Below are 17,399 nucleotides of genomic sequence, written 5' to 3'. Positions count from 1 at the left end.
CGCCTAAGGGTTTTTGCCGCAAAACTTTGGCACTATTACAGGTGTGACTGATACACCCGCCGTGCCGGTGCCGGTGGATCGCACCAAGCAACCATGGTGGCGGTCGGCCGTTTTCTACCAGGTATATCCCCGATCATTCGCGGACTTCGATGGCGACGGGGTCGGTGACCTCGGTGGCGTCCGGGAGAAACTCGGCTACCTCGAACTGCTCGGCATCGACGCGCTCTGGGTGTGTCCGGTGATGACCTCGCCGATGGCCGACGGCGGCTACGACGTGGCCGACCCGCGCGATATCGATCCCCTGTTCGGCGGCCTCGCCGCGATGGACGAGCTGATCGCCGAGGCGCACCTGCGCCACATCAAGATCACGATGGACCTGGTGCCGAACCACACCAGCAACGAACATCCCTGGTTCCTCGCGGCACTGGAAGCCGGACCAGGCAGCCCGGAACGAGCTCGCTACCTCTTCCGGGACGGGCGCGGCCCCGGCGGCGACGCCCCACCGAACAACTGGCCGAGCATCTTCGGCGGCCCCGCCTGGACCCGAGTTACCGAGCCCGACGGCACGCCCGGCCAGTGGTACCTGCACATCTTCGCGCCCGAGCAGCCCGATCTGAACTGGGAGAACCCGGAGGTCGCCGCCGATTTCGAGAAGACCCTGCGGTTCTGGCTCGACCGCGGCGTCGACGGCTTCCGCCTCGACGTGGCGCACGGCATGGCGAAACCGGTCGGACTGCCCGACATGGCGGTGGCCAAGTCCAGCATGCTGTCCAACGACGACGACGATCCGCGCTTCAACAACCCCGCCGTGCACGAGATCCACCGCCGCATCCGCAAGGTGCTCGACGACTACCCGGACGCGGTGTCGATCGGCGAGGTCTGGGTGAACGACAACACTCGATTCGGCGAGTACCTACGCCCCGACGAGCTACACCTGGCCTTCAACTTCCGGCTGGCCAAGACCGACTTCGACGCCGACCACGTGCGTGCGGCGATCGACAATTCGCTCGCCGCGGTCGCGCCGGTCGCGGCCGCACCCACCTGGACGCTGTCCAACCACGACATCGCCAGGGAAGTCACCCGCTACGGCGGCGGCGCGGTAGGTGAAGCGCGGGCCCGCGCGATGCTGCTGGTCGAGCTCGCGCTGCCCGGCACGGTCTTCATCTACAACGGCGCCGAACTCGGTTTGCCGAACGTGGACGACCTACCCGACGAGGTACTGCAAGACCCGGCGTGGGAACGGTCGGGGCACACCGAACGCGGCCGCGACGGCTGCCGGGTGCCGATCCCATGGGAGGGCACCACACCCCCATTCGGTTTCACCACCGGCACACCCTGGCTGCCGATGCCGGCCGACTGGGCCGGACGCACCGTGGAAGCGCAGCTCGAGGAACTCGGCTCCACCCTCTCGCTCTACCGGATGGCCATCGAATTACGTGGCCTGCGACCGGAATTCAGCGGTGACCGGATCGAGTGGTACGGCAGCCCGCCCGGGTGCCTCGCCTTCCGCCGCGAGGGTGGCCTGGTCTGTGTGCTGAACGCGTCGAACACACCCACCCAGTTGCCACCAGGCGACGTGCTGCTGGCCAGCGCCGCGCTCGACGGTGGCCAGCTGCCGCCGAACACGGCCGCCTGGTTGGTCTAGCAGCTCGCGAGGAAATCGAGCATGGCCCGCGCCCACTCGTCCGGTCGTTCATCGGCGAGTGCGTGCCCGGCGTCGAGTTCGACATATCGCGCACCCACGATGCCCGACACCAGTTCTCGCGCGTGCGCGGGGGAGACCACCTGATCGTGGGCGCCCGCGACAACCAGCGTCGGCACCGCGAGCTGTCCGAGATCGGCCCGGACATCGATCCGGCTGAGCAGCTCGAGCTGGTCGTCGGCGCCGTCGGGTAGCCCGGTCGCGATCGCCTCGGTCAGCATGCCCAGCTCCTCGGCCGACCGCTCGTCGAGCGACCGCGCGCTCCAGCCGATCAGTGCCAGATACGCTGCGAGGGAACGCATGTCACCCGAAGCAGCCAGGTCACGCCAGGTCTGGACGATCAGCTGCAGCCGCGGGTTGGGCCGAGCCAGACCGGCGGACAGGATGAGGGCGCGCACCCGATCCGGGTGCCTGGTCGCGACCCGCACCGCGATCGCTGAGCCGGTGGAGAAGCCGAGCACCGCAAAGCTTTCCAGCCCGGCCCGGTCGGCTGCGGCAACCAGCTGGTCCGCGAGTTCGTCTGCGGTGAGCGGCTTTTCGGCCCGCGGCGTCGCGCCGGAGCCGGGATAGTCCGGGCCGACGACGGTGTATTCACGGGAAAGCAGGTCGATCAGCGGTCCGAAACTGTCCTGGATATCGCTGCTCGCCCCGTGCGCGAGCAGCAGACCGGGGCCGGTGCCGCGGACGAGGGTGGAGAGGGAAGTGGTCATGCCGCGACGCTAAAGTCTCACATGGATGAGAAGGTCAATCGTTGTGTGAGGCGGATCTCGTGCGGATCGGAGAACTGGCGACGCGGACCGGCGTGAAGCCGCGGCTGCTGCGCTATTACGAAGAGCAGGGCCTGATTTCGGCGGACCGCGACGCCAACGGCTATCGCAACTACGGCACTGACGTGCCCGGCGTGGTCACCCAGATCCGCGCGCTGCTCGGCGCAGGACTGTCCACCGAGGTGATCCGCGACATCCTGCCGTGTGCGCACGGCCCCGCCCCGGAGCTGGAGCCGCACCCGGACATGCTCGCGGTGCTCGGCCGCGAACTGGCCGCCGTCGAGGCGAAGATCGACTGTCTCGCGGAGACCAGGGACATCCTCACCTGCTATCTGAACGCGACCCGCGCGAAAGCGGCTTCCTCGGCCGGGTAGCGACCCGACACGAAACAGTTACAGTGCGACCAGAAGAGGAACTACTACAGAGCATCGTCTACCGTTGGACCGTGAGCATTCTCGAGACAGTGCTGATCTTCCTCGGCATCCCGCTGGTGGTCTACGGCGCGATTGCCGGATTGTCGTATCTCGGTAAGCCACTCCCCGGCGAGAAGCCTTCTCACTACGACCTCGGTCAGCAGTGGACGGCGGCGCCGGTGCTGTGGAGTGCGACCGACGAGGTGACGAACGCATTTCACCACGAAAGGGCCGAGGAGTCGCACGGCCACCACGCGGAGTCGGCGCATGGTCATCATGCGGCGCTCGAAGCCCCCAAGGCGGAGCTGATCGGAGGCCGGGCAAGTGGCAAATTCTAAGTGGCCCGCGGTGGTCGAGTCCGACCTGCCGCACGGGTATGTGGTGACCACCAGCGGACGCGTCTCCGGCGTGCACGAGGCGGGTGACGTGTTCAAGGAGGCCCCGTTCAGCGACGAAGAGCGGCTGGCCATGGACAACGTGCTCACCGAGGCGACCCGCGCGACCAAGGTGCGCTTCAACGTCTACATCGGCGATCTCGGTGCCGATCCGGCCGCTGGTGCGGACGCGATCTTCCCCTCCACCCCCGAGGCGACCCGTTCGGTGCTCATCGCGGTCTCGCCCAACGACAAGGCGATCGAGGTCCGCTCCGGCCGCGACGTCGCCGACCGCGCGAACGACCGGGTCTGCCAGCTCGGCGTCACCGCCGCATCCAGCTCGTTCCGGCAGGGCCAGCTGATCGACGGCCTGGTTTCCGCGGTTCGCGTGATGGCTGCCGCGATCGGCCGCTGAACCATCCCGCCCTTGCGGCGGAGTCACGAGTGCTGCTTCCGGCGCGCTCACCCATTGGGTGAGCGCGCCGGTGGCGTTTGCGGGCACTTCACCACAAGCCCAGACGCGGAAATTTTTCTCTTCGCTAGTACCAGAATTGGGGGTTGCCGCTCGGTGCGCCCGCCGCGCAGGGTGGTGAGATGAAAATTCTTGTGACAGGAGCTACCGGAAATATCGGACGGATGGTGGTCGACCACCTGCTCGCGGCGGGGGCACAGGACGTACGGGCGCTGTCGAATCATCCGGAGCGGACGAACTTTCCGGCCGGAGTGGAGGTCGTCAAGGGTTACCTGAAGCGGGTGTCGTCGTTGCCCGCAGCCTTCGAGGGGGTGGATCGGATGTATCTCGCCCCGGTCCTGGAAACCATCGACGAGGTCGTCGCGGCGGCGAAAGCCGCGGGCGTCCGGCACATCGTCGACCTGTCCGGCAACGAGTACACCGACTGGCAGCCGATCGCGCAGGCTGTGGAGAACTCGGGAATCGACTGGACGCATCTTTATGCCGGCGAATTCACCGAGAACGCCACCATCTGGTCCGACCAGATCCGGGCCGGTGACGTGCTGCCGGACGCCTACCCGGAGGCCGCAAACGCACCGCTGGTGATGGACGACATCGCCCGCGTCGCCGCGACCGTCCTGCTGTCCGAGGGGCACGCGGGCAAAACCTACGAACTCACCGGACCGGAAACACTTACCAGAGCCGAGAAGATCAACCAGATCGGCGCGGCACTGGGCCGTCCCCTCACGATGGTGAAAGTGTCACGTGAGGAAGCGATTCAACAGCTGACACCGGCCATGGGCGAATACGCCGAATGGTATGTGGACGGCCTCGCCACCATGGTCGAGCACCCGCAGCAGGCGAACACCATCATCGCCGACCTCACCGGCGCCCCCGCCACCACCTTCGCCCAGTGGGCCACCGCCAATACTGCTCTGTTCCAGTGACATTCATGATCAACGGGACATGTCGGCAAGCTTCGAGCCGTCATGTCCCGTTGATCATGGTTCGCTACCGGCTGTCGAATACCCGTGCGCGCAGGGCGCGTTCGACGCCTGCCTTGCCTTCGATCACCAAACGGCGCAGGGCGGGCGGGTGCTCACCGGCGAGGAACTTGTCGGCTGCCGCGACCGCGTCGTCACTGATCGCCCAGCTCGGGTAGAGGTTGACCACCACGGTCTGGGCGACCTCGCTGGAGCGCCGCTCCCACACGCCGGGGATCGCCGCGAAGTACCGATCCACGTAAGGCGCGAGCAGCTCGGCCTGACCGGCCGGTGCGAAGCCCGCGGCGATCGCGCGGGCGGTGATGTTGGAGATGGTGTCGTCCTCCACCACCTTGGTCCAGGCCTGCTCCTTCACCGCCGCGATCGGGCGTGCGGTCGCCGCGGTGGCGGCATGCCGCTTGCCCGCCGCGGTCGGATCCTTGGCCAGCACCTGGTCGATGAACGGGGTGTCGAGGCCGTCGGCGTCGATCTCGCCCGCCGCCGCCAGCGCGATCACCAGACGCCAGCGCAGGTCGGTATCGATGACCAGCCCGGCCAGACCGACCTTCGCCGGGTCACCGTCGAGCAGCTCCTGCAACACCTCGGTGTGCCAGGCGGACAGCTTGGCCGCGGCGAGCGCGTTGACGAAGGCCAGCTGATGATCCGAGCCACCCTCGGCCTCGCGAGCCAGCTCGAGCAGCCGGTCCGCGTACACGGTCCAGCCGGTGCTCGCCGACCACTCCGGGTCGGCGTAGCTGCGCAGTGCCAGGTTCGCCTGCATCAGGAGTCGTTGCACCACACCGATTTCCGATTCCGCGCCGACGCCACGCTGGACCAGTGCGAGGAAGTCGCGGGCCCGGAACTCGGCCTGGCGGGTCATCTCCCAGGCCGCCGACCAGGCGAGGGTGCGCGGCAGCGGCTCGGCGATATCGGCGATCCGGTTGACGAGCACGTCCAGCGACCCGGCGTCGAGGCGCACCGAGCAGTAGGTCAGGTCGTCGTCGTTGATCAGCACGAACTGACCGCTCGCCACGCCGACCAGCTCGGGCACCTCGGTGCGCTCGGCCGCCTGGACATCGAGCTCGACGCGCTTGGTGCGCACCAGCTTTCCGTCCTGGTCGTCGTAGACGCCGATGGCGAGCCGGTGCACGCGCCGCTCACCGGCGCCGGGCTCCGCGCCGCCCTGCAGGACGGCGAACGAGGTGAAGTTGCCGTCGCCGTCGACCGTGAAGTCGGGGCGCAGCGTGTTCAGGCCGGTGGTCTTGAGCCACTGCGCGCCCCAGCCGGAAAGGTCACGGCCGGAAGACTTCTCCAGCGCCGCGAGCAGATCGTCGAAGGTGGCGTTGCCGTAGGCGTGATCGGCGAAGTAGGCCCGCAGACCCGCGAGGAACGGCTCCAGCCCCACGTAGGCGACCAGCTGCTTCAGCACGCTCGCGCCCTTGGCGTAGGTGATGCCGTCGAAGTTGACCTCGACGGCGGCCAGGTCGGGGATGTCCGCCGCGATCGGGTGGGTCGAGGGCAGCTGGTCCTGCTGGTAGGCCCAGGACTTCTCCACATTCGCGAAAGTCGTCCAGGCACTGGTGTATTCGGTCGCCTCGGCCTGGCACAGCACCGACGCGAAGGTGGCGAACGACTCGTTCAGCCACAGGTCGTCCCACCACTTCATGGTGACCAGGTCGCCGAACCACATGTGCGCCATCTCGTGCAGCACCGTCTCGGCGCGCCGCTCGTAGGACGCGCGGGTCACCTTGGAGCGGAAGACGTAGTCCTCCAGGAAAGTCACCGCTCCCGCGTTCTCCATCGCGCCCGCGTTGAACTCCGGCACGAACAGCTGGTCGTACTTGCCGAACGCGTAGGGAACGCCGAAGTTGTTGTGGTAGAAGCCGAATCCCTGCTTGGTCTCGGTGAACAGCCGCTCCTCGTCCATGAACTCGGCCAGTGAAGCGCGGCAGTAGATCCCGAGCGGGATGCTGCCGTGCTCGTCGGTGTAGACGTCGGTCCACTGCGCGTACGGGCCCGCGATGAGCGCGACCAAGTAGGTGCTCATCTTCGGAGTGGTACGGAAGACGTGCCTACCCGGTTCCGCCGCAAGGGTTTCCACGACCGCGCCGTTGGAGATGACCTTCCACTCCGGCGCCGCCGTCACACTGACGTCGAACGTGGCCTTCAGGTCCGGCTGGTCGAAGCAGGCGAACATCCGCTTGGCATCGGCGGTTTCGAACTGTGAGTACAGGTAGACCGAGTCGTCGGTCGGGTCGACGAAGCGGTGCAGCCCCTCGCCGGTGTTCGAGTACTCGCAGTCGGCCTCCACCACCAGCTCGTTGCGCTCGGCCAGGTCGGGCAGCGTGATCCCGGTGGACTCGTCGTAGCCGGAGACGTCGAGCGCGGTGCCGTTGAGCACCGCCGACCGCACGCCGCGGGCCACCAGGTCGATGAAGGTGCTCGCGCCCGGCGTCGCGGCGAAGGTGACCGTGGTCCGGGAGCGGAAGGTCTGCTCGCCCGGTTTGCCCGCACCGTCGGTCAGGTCCAGGTCGATGCGGTAGTTATCGACCGTCACTGTCGACGCGCGTTCGATCGCCTGGTCGCGAGTCAGGTTCGGTGCGGACATAGGGCTCCTTCGGGTTCGAAGAACTAGCTCGGGCGTTCCCCACGATGCCACCTGGGTAAGGTTGCCCGCGCGGGACTTTTTACTGAACCCTATCCAGGATCGGAGCTGCGGAGTGAAGCATGTGCACGCCGGCAAGGTGCGCGACCTCTACGAGGACGGCGACACCCTGCTGCTCGTCGCGTCCGACCGGGTCTCGGTCTACGACGTGGTGCTGCCGACGCCGATCCCGGACAAGGGCGCGCTGCTGACCCAGCTGTCCAACTGGTGGTTCGACTACTTCACCGACGTGCCCAACCACGTGGTCTCCGCCACCGAGGTGCCCGCCGAGTTCGCCGGTCGCGCGATCCGGGTCAAGCCGCTGAAGATGGTGCAGGTCGAGTGCATCGCCCGCGGTTACCTGGTCGGCTCGGGACTGAAGGAGTACCAGCGGGAAGGCTCGGTGTCCGGCGTCGCGCTGCCGCCAGGCCTGCGCGAGGGCGACAAGCTGCCCGAGCCGATCTTCACGCCGACCACCAAGGCGTCCGAGGGGCACGACGAGTCCATCACCTTCGCGGATGTGGTGAACCAGGAGGGCCGCGAGGTCGCCGAAAAACTCCGCGACCTGACCCTGCACATCTACTCTCGCGGTGCGGCGCACGCTGCCGAGCGCGGCGTCATCGTCGCCGACACCAAGGTTGAATTCGGCTGGGACAGTGACACTCTCACCCTCGGCGACGAGGTCTTGACCTCCGACTCGTCGCGCTTCTGGCCCGCCGCCGAATGGGAACCCGGCCGCGCGCAACGCTCCTTCGACAAGCAGTTCGTCCGTGACTGGGCCACCTCCACCGGCTGGGACAAGGAGCCGCCCGGCCCGGAGATCCCCGCCGACATCGTCGAGGTCACCCGCCAGAAGTACCGGGAGGCATACGAACTCGTCACCGGCCGCGCCTGGACGGGTGTGTCGCAGTAGGCGAACTCAGGCCTCGCTGAGGTAGTCCTTCAGCCGGTCGAGGAACGGTCGCTGGCCGGTGCCGAGCTTGTCGTGCGCGGTGGCCAGGTCGAACCAGTCGGCGCGGTCGATCTCCGGGAAGCTCGCCATCCGACCGGACCGCGGCGGCCACTCCATCTCGAAGGTGCCCGGCACCACGTCGGCCGGGTCCAGATCGCCCTCGACAGCCCAGACGGTGACCGTCTTCTTGCCTTTACCGCTGCCGTACCGCACGTCGCCGAGCGGAATCCAGTCGCCGGGCGGCACGAACAGGCCGAGCTCCTCGTGGAACTCGCGACTGGCCGCCGCCCGCGCGTCCTCCAGCTCCGGCTCGTACTCGCCCTTCGGAATGGACCACGCGCCGCTGTCCTTGCGCGCGAAGAACGGCCCACCCATATGCCCGATCAGCACCTCGACGTCCGCGCCGTCGCGCCGCCGGAACACCAAAACGCCCGCACTGGTCTTATCCGTCACCCCATGCAGTCTGCCGTACGAGTCGCAATGGCTGCGGCAACCGTCGAGCGAGCCGCTCAGCGATGCCGGAGCTGGGCGGCGCGAAGGGTGAGGTAGTGGTTCTCCGGCGCGCTGGGGGTGCGGCCCGCCGCGGCGGTGTAGCAGGCGATGGCGGCGTCGGGATTGCCCGCCATTTCGTGCAGGTGGCCGCGGACAGCGTCGAGCCGGTGGTTGCCTGCCAGCCGATCGTCGAGGGTCGCGGCGAGGTCCAGCCCGGCTGCGGGCCCGTGCACCATCGCGATCGCGACGGCCCGGTTGAGCGTGACCATCGGGTTGTCCGAAAGCTTTTCGAGCAGGCCGTACAGCGCGAGGATCTTGGTCCAGTCGGGTTCCTCGGCGCTAGCGGCCTGCGCGTGCAGTACCGCGATGGCCGCCTGGATCTGATACGGCCCGGAAAGTCCTTGCGCGAGTGTGCTCGTCGCCAACGTGACGCCCTCGGTGATCTGCGTGCGATCCCACAGCGCGCGGTTCTGCTCGGCGAGCGGAATCAGCTCGCCCTTGGCGCCGGTGCGGGCGGCACGCCGGGCGTCGGTGAGCAGCATGAGCGCGAGCAGGCCGGTGACCTCGGTATCGTCGGGCAGCATTCGATGCACGGCGCGGGTGAGCCGAATCGCCTCAGCTGACAGGTCCGCGCGCTGCAACTCCGGGCCGGACGTACTGGTACTGCCTTCGTTGAAGATCAGATACAGCACGTGCAGGACGGTGCCGAGCCGAGCATGCCATTCGGCACCCCCAGGCTGCGCGAACGGCCGGTCCAATGTCGCCAGCTTCTTCTTCGCCCGCGTGATCCGTTGCGCCATGGTCGCTTCCGGCAACAGGAACGCATGCGCGATCTCCGCCGTGCCGAGCCCGCCCACCGCCCGCAGCGTGAGCGCGATGGCGCTGGCCGAGGACAGCGCGGGATGGCAGCAGAGGAAGAACATCGCGAGGGTGTCGTCGTGCTCGACCGGCATCGCGTCGGGCACGTCGCGGTCGAAGGCCGTTGTCTCCCTGCGCCGCCGGGCCACCTCGGCCCGCACCGCGTCGGCCATCCGGCGCTGCGCCACCTGGATCAGCCAGCCGCGCGGATTGTCCGGAAGACCGTCCACCGGCCACTGGGTCGCGGCCGCGAGCATGGCCTCCTGCAGCGCGTCCTCCGCGGTGTCGAAATCACCGAATCGACGGACCAACGCACCGAGGACCTGTGGCGCCAACTCGCGCAACAGGTCCTCGGCCCTCGCCGGGAGCGGTGTGTCGTCGGGCACCACTCGCCGGTTGGTCACAGGTCGCTGGCCGGGGCGCTCAGCACCGGCCGCACCTCGATGTATTCGCCGATCGGTTTGCCACCCGGCCCCGGTGCCGCCGAGGCTTTCGCGGCGATCTCGTAGGCCCGTTCCGGGCTGTCCACGTCGACGATCCAGTACCCGGCCAGGAATTCCTTCGTTTCCGGGAACGGTCCGTCGGTCACCACCGGCGCCGAGCGGCCGTCGGAGCTGACGATGCGGGCCTCGGTCGGGCCGGCGAGCCCTTGCGCATCTACCAGCTCACCCGACTTGGCCAATTGCTCGCCGAGGGCGCGCTGAAAGTCTATGTGCGCCTGGATTTCTTCGGGGGACCATTCGTTGATCGGTGTGTCGCAGAACGCGGGGGCGGTGTAGGTCTTCAGCAGCATGTACTTCATCACAAGGGCTTCGAGGTGTCGGCCAGCGCGTCCGGGTCGACCGGTTCGCCGGCGAGGATCAGTTCCTTGATCCGGTCGGTCACGTCCCAGACGTTCACGTTCATGCCCGCGAGGATCCGGTTGTCCGAGTCGAGCCAGAACGCGACGAACTCGCGTTTGCCGACATCGCCGCGCGTCACCACCCGGTCGTAGTCACCGGGGGCGGCGTAGCCGGTGTACTCCATGCCCAGGTCGTACTGGTCGGTGAAGAAGTAGGGCAGCCGGTCGTAACTGGCTTCCTTGCCGAGCATGGTCGCGGCGGCCACGGCGGGCTGGTTGAGCGCGTTTGCCCAGTGCTCCACGCGAATTCGGCGGTTGAGTATCGGATGCTGTTGTTCGGCGATGTCACCGACGGCGACGATGTCCGGGTCGCTGGTCGCCAGGTGTTCGTCGACCAGCACACCCCCGTCGACGTCGAGTCCCGCCTCGGCGGCCAAGTCGATGTTCGGCTTGGCACCGACAGCGACCAGCACGGCCTCGGCATCGAGCACGGTGTCGTCGGCGAGTTTCACCCCGCTCGCCAGCCTGGTCCCGATCCCTTCCTTCGTGGTGATCTCGCTGACCTGAACCCCGAGGCGTAGGTCGACCCCGTGCGACCGATGCAGCTCGGCGAAGACCTCGCCCATTTCCGGTCCGAGGGCCCCGAGCAGCGGCTGCTCCGCGCTCTCGACGACGGACACCTCGAGGTCGGCGGCGCGGGCCGCCGCGGCGACCTCCAAGCCGATCCAGCCTGCCCCGATGATCACGATGCGCTGTGCGGCGCTCGCGAAGAGCTCGATCAGGGTGTCGGAGTCCTCGATGGTGCGCAGCGTGTACACGTTGGGCGCGTCGGCACCGGGGATGGACAGGGTGCGCGGGGACGAACCGGTGGCGAGCGCCAGCTTGTCGTAGGACACCGTCGAACCGTCCGGCAGCGAGACCGTCTTCGCGTCGCGATCGAGGCCTTCGACGGTCGTGCCGACCCGGACCTCGACGCGATGGTCGCGGTACCACTGACGCGGTTCACAGGTGAATTCGGCGAGCTGTTTCTTGCCCGCCATATGGTCCTTGGACAGCGGTGGTCGCTCGTAGGGCAGCCATTCCTCCGCGCCGATGAGCGTCACCGAGCCGGGAAAGTCGTTGGCGCGCAAGGCCTCCGCCAGTTTGGCCGCAGCCAGTCCGCCGCCGACGATGACGAAATGCTCATCCGAGGTCATTCGGACTCCTTGTCGAGAGGGAACCGGACTCCTGCGAATAGACCCTACTGGGGTGGGCGGCGGCATCTCCCGAAAACGCGGGCACCGCTTGGGAACGAATCGGGCACCGGTGTGGTTGGTTCGGTATAGCGGCGGGGCACCAGCGCGCGCGCAGCGAGCGACATCATCGGACACAGCCACCGCCGTCGAATATCCGATTCGAGAGGACCCGCCGTGAGTGATCAAGGCTCCGCGAAAGACGTTGCCGATTTCTGGTTCGACCCGTTGTGCCCCTGGTGCTGGATCACCTCGCGCTGGATCCTCGAGGTCGAGCAGGTCCGCGACATCGAGGCCCGATTCCACGTGATGAGCCTGGCGGTACTCAACGAGAACCGGGAGGGCCTGCCCGACCAGTACAGGGAACTGCTGGCCTCCGGCTGGGGCCCGGTCCGCGTCGCCATCGCCGCCGCACAGGCGCACGGCGACAAGGTGCTGTCGCCGCTCTACACCGCGATGGGCACGCGTATCCACAACCGTCGCGCCGAGTACGAGCGGGACTCGCGCAAGGACTCCCTCGCCGCGGTGATCGCCGATTCGCTGGCCGAGGTGGGCCTGCCCGCCGAACTGGCGAAGGCCGCCGACAGCACCGACTACGACGAGGCGCTGCGCAAGAGCCACCACGAGGGCATGGACAAGGTCGGCACCGACGTGGGCACGCCGACGATCCACATCAACGGCACCGCGTTCTTCGGTCCGGTGCTGTCCCGGATCCCGCGCGGCGAGCAGGCGGGCAAGTTGTGGGACGCCGCGGTGACGCTGGCGGACTACCCGCACTTCTTCGAGCTCAAGCGCACCCGCACCGAAGACCCCGAGTTCGACTGAGCGATCGTGCGAGTGCCGCGTACGTGTGGCACTCGCACCTGCTTGCTACGGAACGGGTTTCGGCGGCAGCGCGGGTGTCTGGCCGAAGGAGCTCGGGTATGCCGGGGGCACCGCGCCCGCGGGCGGGGTGGGCCGCAACCAGAGCTTGCCGTGCCGGCTCCGGTCGCGCAGCGCCCACATGCGCCAGGTCAGCACCGGGTGCGAGGACATGGCGTTGACCATCCAGACGAAGAAGCCCTTCTCCAGCGCCGCCCGGTCGGCCATCTCGTCGAAGCCGACCAGCTTGTTCAGGTACTTGCCCGCGGCCAGCGTGCTCATCGCCCCGGGCGCGCCGACGTGCCGGTTGCAATAGCCGTGATTGTCGGCGGTGAACTCCTGCGCGCGGATCAGCGAGTTGCCGATGATCGGCAGGAACGGCACCAGGAACATACCCAGCTGGCGCCAGTACGAGACGTGGCCCGCCGCGATATGGCCCACCTCGTGACCGATGATGAAGGCCAGCGCGTCGGGTTCCCGTGCGGCGCCGCCGATCTCGAACAGGTCGCTGTACACCACCACGAAGCGGCGGAACCCGTGCCCGCTGGCGAACGCGTTGATCTGGCCGTTGCCGAGCACCACGTAGGCGTCCGGCGCCTTGGCCATGCCGAATCGCGCGGCCGCCTCGAGCACCAGCCGGTGACCTTCGGGGAACTGGGTCGGCGACATCTTGACGCCGTTCACGCGCTGGGTCGAATAGAGAATGCCGCGGCCGAACCAGATGAGCAGCGGCGCGAACACCAGCAGCAGCACGTACTGATCGACACTGCCGGTCACCAGCAACAGCACCGCGATCGCGTAGGCCACGACGGTCAGCGTGACCACCACGATGAGCATCGGGATCTCCCAGCTGTGCCGGGCAGGCATGCCGAACGGGGACAGTCCACGCGGCTGCTGCTGTGGCGGCATGTTGGGCGGGACGGGAACACCGGGGTAGGGGCCGTAGGCGGGCGGAACGGGGTAGGGCGGCGGCGAGCCGTAGGGCGCGTCCTGCGCCTGCGCCCACCCGGCCGGGGCATACGGGTCGGCGTGCGGGCCCGTCTGAGGGGGCTGGGGTTCGTGCGGCTGCATGGAATGAACTCTATTCAGTTGCTGGGAGCGGGAGCGGAACCTCGGGGTGTTCGCGGACACGCCGGACGTATCTCTCGATTCGCCGTTGCGGTCGCCGGTGTTAATCGGGCCGTGTGCCCCTTCGTAACGAGCCGCGGCCGGGCCTGACAGAATGCCTGCCATGCGCGTATACCTCGGTGCCGACCATGCCGGTTTCGAACTCAAGAACCACGTCAAGGATCATCTGGAAAAGGCGGGCCACGAGGTGGTCGACTGCGGCGCCCTCGAATACGACGCGCTCGATGACTACCCGGCCTTCTGCATCGAGGCGGCCCGCCGCACCGTCGCCGACCCGGGCAGCCTCGGGCTGGTCTTCGGCGGCAGCGGCAACGGCGAGCAGATCGCCGCGAACAAGGTGCCCGGCGCCCGCTGCGCGCTGACCTGGAGCGTGGAGACCGCCCAGCTGGCCCGCCAGCACAACAACGCCCAGCTGGCAGGCATCGGCGGCCGCATGCACTCCACCGAGGAGGCGCTGGCCATCGTCGACGCGTTCGTCACCACCCCGTGGTCGGGCGAGGATCGCCACCAGCGGCGCATCGACATCCTGGCCGAGTACGAGAAGTCCGGCGAGGCCCCCGCGGTTCCCGCGTACTGAACACGCTGTGCCGGAAGGTCATACGCTGCACCGGCTCGCGAGGCTGCATCACCAGCGCCTCGCGGGTGGTGTGGTGCGCGTGTCGAGCCCGCAGGGAAAGTTCGCGGCGGGTGCCGCCCGGGTCGACGGTCACCTGCTGACGCGGGCCGAGGCGTGGGGCAAACATCTACTGCACCACTACGACTCGGGCTTGGTCGTGCACGTGCACCTCGGGTTGTACGGAAAGTTCACCGAATCCGAGCTGCCGATGGGGGAGCCGATCGGGCAGGTGCGGATGCGCATGCTCGGCGCGCCGGACGGACAGCCGGGCTTCGGCACCGATCTGCGCGGGCCGACCGCGTGCGAAGTCCTGCTCGCCCCAGAGGTTTCCGCGCTGACCGATCGGCTCGGCCCCGATCCGCTGCGCCGCGGCGCCGACCGCGACCGCGCCTGGCAGCGCATCCACCGCTCGCGCAGGCCGATCGGCGCGTTGCTGATGGATCAGCAGGTGGTGGCCGGCGTCGGCAACGTCTACCGGGCGGAACTGCTGTTCCGGCACCATGTTTCGCCGTATCGGCCGGGCACCGCGTTGTCCGCCGACGAGTGGGACGCGATGTGGGTCGACCTGGTCGCGTTGATGAAGGTGGGCGTGCGGGTCGGCAAGATGGTCGTGGTCCGGCCCGAGGACGACCACGGGGAGCCGTCCTACGCCCCGGACCGGCCGCGCACCTACGTCTATCGCCGCCAGGGCGCGCCGTGCCGCGTGTGCGGCACGCCGGTCGCGCACGCGGTCATGGAGGCCCGGAATCTCTTCTGGTGTCCCACCTGTCAGGTGGATTAGTCCCTCAACCGGCGACGGCCTCGTCGATGACCGGCTCGTCGGCCAGTGCGAACCGCCGCCCGCCCGCCGTCTTCGCCGAGTACATCGCGCGGTCGGCCCGGCGCAGCAGATCGCTGAAATCGCAGGGACTTCCGGGCGGACAGAACGCGGTGCCGACGCTCGCCGAGACCGGCACCGGACCCGCCGTCGACCACACCGGGTCGCGTAGCGCGGACACGATCCGGTGGGCGAGGTCGCCGAGGGTGTTGTGCGGCGGGTTGACGGCGAGCACGAATTCGTCGCCGCCGTACCGGCAGATCACCGTGTCCGGCGGGCACACCTCGCGCAGGCGGTTGGCCAACTCGACCAGTACCTCGTCGCCGATGGCGTGGCCGTAGCCGTCGTTGATCTGCTTGAACCGGTCCAGGTCGATCAGCAGCAGTCCGACGCCGCGGTTCGGGTCGGTCGCCATCAGCCGCACTCGGTCCTGCAGCAGGGTCCGGTTGGCCAGGTCGGTGAGGGCGTCGTGGGTCGCCTCGTGCCGCAGCCGGTGCTGCAGTGCGGCGATTTCCTGTACGCGCAGCGAGACCTTGGCGGAGAGGTTTTGTTCTTGCTGCGCCAGCGCGCGTTCCTGCAGCGCTTGGGCGTAGCTGTCGATGGCCTGGCTGGCGACGAGCGGCCAGCGGGTGGCGACGAGTGAGCCCGGCGCGCCGGAGGGAAAGCCGAGTAGCCACCGGGAGGCTTGCGCGAGCATGCGTATCCGGTCGAACGGTGCCTCGGCCAGCTTGGACCCGAGCACCCGGGCCTCCGGCACCGGGAACGGCTCGGACCTGGCCAGCCTGAGCAGGCGCTCGACGATGTCGATCAGTACCGGTTCCAGCTGTTGGGGCGCCGCGCCGGTACCCGGCTCGGCGCACACCGCACGGGCCCAGGCGCGGGCCATCGCGGCGACGGGGGGCTCGATATCGATCGACATCGAACTCACCCGACGCAGGTGGCGTCGGTACCCAGAGGCCCTGTGCTGACACAGGTGCCGACGTCACCCCGATCGTTCGCACTGCTACGCGGTTGTGTCCACCTCGCTCGGCGCACGCTCACCGCCCCCTTTCCAGATACCCCCGTCCGGCAAAAAGGATCCTAGCAAGCCACTCGGCATCAAAATACGCTGTTTTGCAACGTGTTCTCGATGCCTCGCGAATGGCGATCGGGTATGTGATCGCTACAGACGCGTCGGCGTTACACCTGGATTTCGTTCGCTGAGAAGTCGCGCCGTGACACGCTGACGACACGCTGTAGCGGTGCGTCAGGCGGGTCCCCTCGGCCACTCGCGATGCCTCGGCGCCCTGGGGCCGTGCGGTCGGCCTGCCGGGCCGCCCGCCTGGTCGTGGTGCCGAAGTAGCGGTATGAGTAGCCGAGAGTCTGCGGGTCTTCTGCCCACTGGAGGTGTGGAGCCGGTTTTTCCTGCCCACAGCACACCCGGCGGTCGGTCGCACGGCGCAATTTACTGCTAGTGCGATATCGGCGAGTCGTGATGTCCCCAAGGGTGGCATCCTCTCCGCGACCGGTCGGGCGTGACTGCTGGCCACCCCGTGGGCCACGGCTCCCCCCGACAGGAGTCGTCACGCGTCCCATATGCTCCCCGCTTCCCATCCGACACGCCCGAGTTTCCAGGAACAGAAGCCTTTTAATTTCATTTAGTTCTGCCCCGGTGCGCCACGCCCTGACCGGGGCGGCTGCCATCCGGCACGCACCAGCGGCAGCGCGGCGACACCCGCACACACCCCCGCGCTAACCCGCTGCGCGGGGGGCTGATTGGCAATTACAAAGCAGGGTTCGGTACAGTCGGAACGCACACGACATCGTGGCGATCCCATCGATGTCGTATGCCTGCGGGTGTAGTTCAATGGTAGAACCTCAGCCTTCCAAGCTGATGGTGCGGGTTCGATTCCCGTCACCCGCTCCACACGGAATTCAGCCTCGGCGGCGGCCGACACCCGCCGCGAGGAACAACGGGGTGTAGCGCAGCTTGGTAGCGCATCCGCTTTGGGAGCGGAGGGTCGCAGGTTCAAATCCTGTCACCCCGACGTGTTGGTTGAGACACGAACCGGCCCTCAGCCTGCTCAAACAGGCTGAGGGTCTTTGTGCCGATCCAAAGTTCGGGTGCGTGCCTGACCCGTGCCGAATCATCCCCGGTCCGTGGCCAACCGTCAGCCCGCTTCTGCTGAATCAACCGCGGGATGAGCACGGCGAAGTCGCAGCGTCGTGAGCACGTGCCGGACATAGGACCCTGCTGCTGGGTCACCGAGCCACGCCAGTGTGGTGGCT

Annotated in this window: 17 protein-coding genes and 2 tRNA genes; 11 read left to right on the top strand and 8 right to left on the bottom strand. The window is 68.0% G+C overall.

Going from position 1 to position 17,399, the window contains the following annotated elements; genetic code table 11:
- Positions 1–43 precede the first annotated feature (43 nt).
- Positions 44–1,645: a glycoside hydrolase family 13 protein gene (locus IBX18_RS34130; RefSeq protein ID WP_194837581.1), complete on the top strand. Its 1,602-nt coding sequence runs from the start codon at positions 44–46 to the stop codon at positions 1,643–1,645.
- Here IBX18_RS34130 and IBX18_RS34125 read toward each other — a convergent pair.
- Complete coding sequence (locus IBX18_RS34125) at positions 1,642–2,412, bottom strand: alpha/beta fold hydrolase (protein ID WP_194837580.1); 771 nt, start codon at positions 2,410–2,412, stop codon at positions 1,642–1,644. The two genes, IBX18_RS34130 and IBX18_RS34125, sit on opposite strands and share 4 nt — an antisense overlap.
- A gap of 59 nt (positions 2,413–2,471) precedes the next feature.
- Between IBX18_RS34125 and IBX18_RS34120 the strand changes: the two genes are divergently transcribed.
- The 4 genes from IBX18_RS34120 (at position 2,472) to IBX18_RS34105 (ending at position 4,654) form a co-directional block, all read left to right on the top strand.
- Positions 2,472–2,843, top strand: coding sequence for a MerR family transcriptional regulator (locus tag IBX18_RS34120; protein WP_194837579.1), 372 nt, complete (start codon positions 2,472–2,474; stop codon positions 2,841–2,843).
- Positions 2,844–2,914: 71 nt separating this feature from the next.
- Positions 2,915–3,220: a hypothetical protein gene (locus IBX18_RS34115; RefSeq protein WP_107660122.1), complete on the top strand. Its 306-nt coding sequence runs from the start codon at positions 2,915–2,917 to the stop codon at positions 3,218–3,220.
- Entirely contained in the window at positions 3,207–3,671 is a 465-nt protein-coding gene (locus tag IBX18_RS34110; RefSeq protein ID WP_306796535.1) for a DUF5130 domain-containing protein, read from the top strand. The genes IBX18_RS34115 and IBX18_RS34110 overlap by 14 nt, the downstream gene beginning before the upstream one ends.
- A gap of 179 nt (positions 3,672–3,850) precedes the next feature.
- A complete protein-coding gene (locus IBX18_RS34105; RefSeq protein WP_194837578.1) occupies positions 3,851–4,654 on the top strand; it encodes an SDR family oxidoreductase in 804 nt (267 codons plus the stop codon).
- 64 nt (positions 4,655–4,718) lie between these two features.
- Here the strand turns inward: IBX18_RS34105 and pepN are convergent, their stop codons facing one another.
- Positions 4,719–7,298 (bottom strand): aminopeptidase N, encoded by a 2,580-nt coding sequence (pepN, locus tag IBX18_RS34100; RefSeq protein ID WP_194837577.1) that lies wholly within the window; start codon positions 7,296–7,298, stop codon positions 4,719–4,721.
- 112 nt (positions 7,299–7,410) lie between these two features.
- Between pepN and IBX18_RS34095 the strand changes: the two genes are divergently transcribed.
- Positions 7,411–8,247 (top strand): phosphoribosylaminoimidazolesuccinocarboxamide synthase, encoded by an 837-nt coding sequence (locus tag IBX18_RS34095; RefSeq protein WP_194837576.1) that lies wholly within the window; start codon positions 7,411–7,413, stop codon positions 8,245–8,247.
- Between the two features lie 6 nt (positions 8,248–8,253).
- Here the strand turns inward: IBX18_RS34095 and IBX18_RS34090 are convergent, their stop codons facing one another.
- Genes IBX18_RS34090 through IBX18_RS34075 form a run of 4 tightly spaced genes read right to left on the bottom strand, consistent with a single transcriptional unit; the run spans position 8,254 to position 11,673 of the window.
- Complete coding sequence (locus IBX18_RS34090) at positions 8,254–8,739, bottom strand: NUDIX domain-containing protein (RefSeq protein WP_194837575.1); 486 nt, start codon at positions 8,737–8,739, stop codon at positions 8,254–8,256.
- Positions 8,740–8,795: 56 nt separating this feature from the next.
- Positions 8,796–10,040: an RNA polymerase sigma factor gene (locus IBX18_RS34085; RefSeq protein WP_194837574.1), complete on the bottom strand. Its 1,245-nt coding sequence runs from the start codon at positions 10,038–10,040 to the stop codon at positions 8,796–8,798.
- A complete protein-coding gene (locus IBX18_RS34080; protein ID WP_107654746.1) occupies positions 10,037–10,438 on the bottom strand; it encodes a YciI family protein in 402 nt (133 codons plus the stop codon). Before IBX18_RS34080 ends, IBX18_RS34085 begins: the two co-directional genes overlap by 4 nt.
- The gene (locus IBX18_RS34075; protein ID WP_194837573.1) at positions 10,438–11,673 is read right to left on the bottom strand and encodes an NAD(P)/FAD-dependent oxidoreductase; all 1,236 of its coding nucleotides are present in this window, start codon (positions 11,671–11,673) and stop codon (positions 10,438–10,440) included. The genes IBX18_RS34080 and IBX18_RS34075 overlap by 1 nt, the downstream gene beginning before the upstream one ends.
- Before the next feature lie 213 nt (positions 11,674–11,886).
- On the opposite strand from IBX18_RS34075, the gene IBX18_RS34070 reads away from it, so the two are divergent.
- Complete coding sequence (locus tag IBX18_RS34070; protein ID WP_194837572.1) at positions 11,887–12,534, top strand: DsbA family protein; 648 nt, start codon at positions 11,887–11,889, stop codon at positions 12,532–12,534.
- A gap of 45 nt (positions 12,535–12,579) precedes the next feature.
- On the opposite strand, the gene IBX18_RS34065 is transcribed toward IBX18_RS34070, so the two are convergent.
- Positions 12,580–13,641, bottom strand: a complete 1,062-nt coding sequence (locus tag IBX18_RS34065) for a M48 family metallopeptidase (RefSeq protein WP_373889247.1) — start codon at positions 13,639–13,641, stop codon at positions 12,580–12,582.
- Positions 13,642–13,801: 160 nt separating this feature from the next.
- Between IBX18_RS34065 and IBX18_RS34060 the strand changes: the two genes are divergently transcribed.
- Together IBX18_RS34060 and IBX18_RS34055 are read left to right on the top strand one after the other, a co-directional pair.
- Complete coding sequence (locus IBX18_RS34060; RefSeq protein ID WP_107654749.1) at positions 13,802–14,275, top strand: ribose-5-phosphate isomerase; 474 nt, start codon at positions 13,802–13,804, stop codon at positions 14,273–14,275.
- Positions 14,276–14,282: 7 nt separating this feature from the next.
- On the top strand, positions 14,283–15,095 hold the full coding sequence (locus tag IBX18_RS34055) for an Fpg/Nei family DNA glycosylase (RefSeq protein WP_194837571.1): 813 nt from the start codon (positions 14,283–14,285) through the stop codon (positions 15,093–15,095).
- A 4-nt stretch (positions 15,096–15,099) separates the two neighbouring features.
- Here the strand turns inward: IBX18_RS34055 and IBX18_RS34050 are convergent, their stop codons facing one another.
- On the bottom strand, positions 15,100–16,050 hold the full coding sequence (locus IBX18_RS34050; RefSeq protein WP_107654751.1) for a GGDEF domain-containing protein: 951 nt from the start codon (positions 16,048–16,050) through the stop codon (positions 15,100–15,102).
- 913 nt (positions 16,051–16,963) lie between these two features.
- Between IBX18_RS34050 and IBX18_RS34045 the strand changes: the two genes are divergently transcribed.
- Positions 16,964–17,037 (top strand) — tRNA-Gly (locus IBX18_RS34045).
- 47 nt (positions 17,038–17,084) lie between these two features.
- A tRNA-Pro gene (locus IBX18_RS34040) sits at positions 17,085–17,158 on the top strand.
- Positions 17,159–17,399 lie beyond the last annotated feature (241 nt).

Source organism: Nocardia sp. XZ_19_369, assembly GCF_015355715.1.
Classification (GTDB): Bacteria; Actinomycetota; Actinomycetes; order Mycobacteriales; family Mycobacteriaceae; genus Nocardia.
The sequence above is the reverse complement of the archived record's forward strand: the minus strand, read 5'-3'. Positions and strand labels throughout refer to the sequence as shown.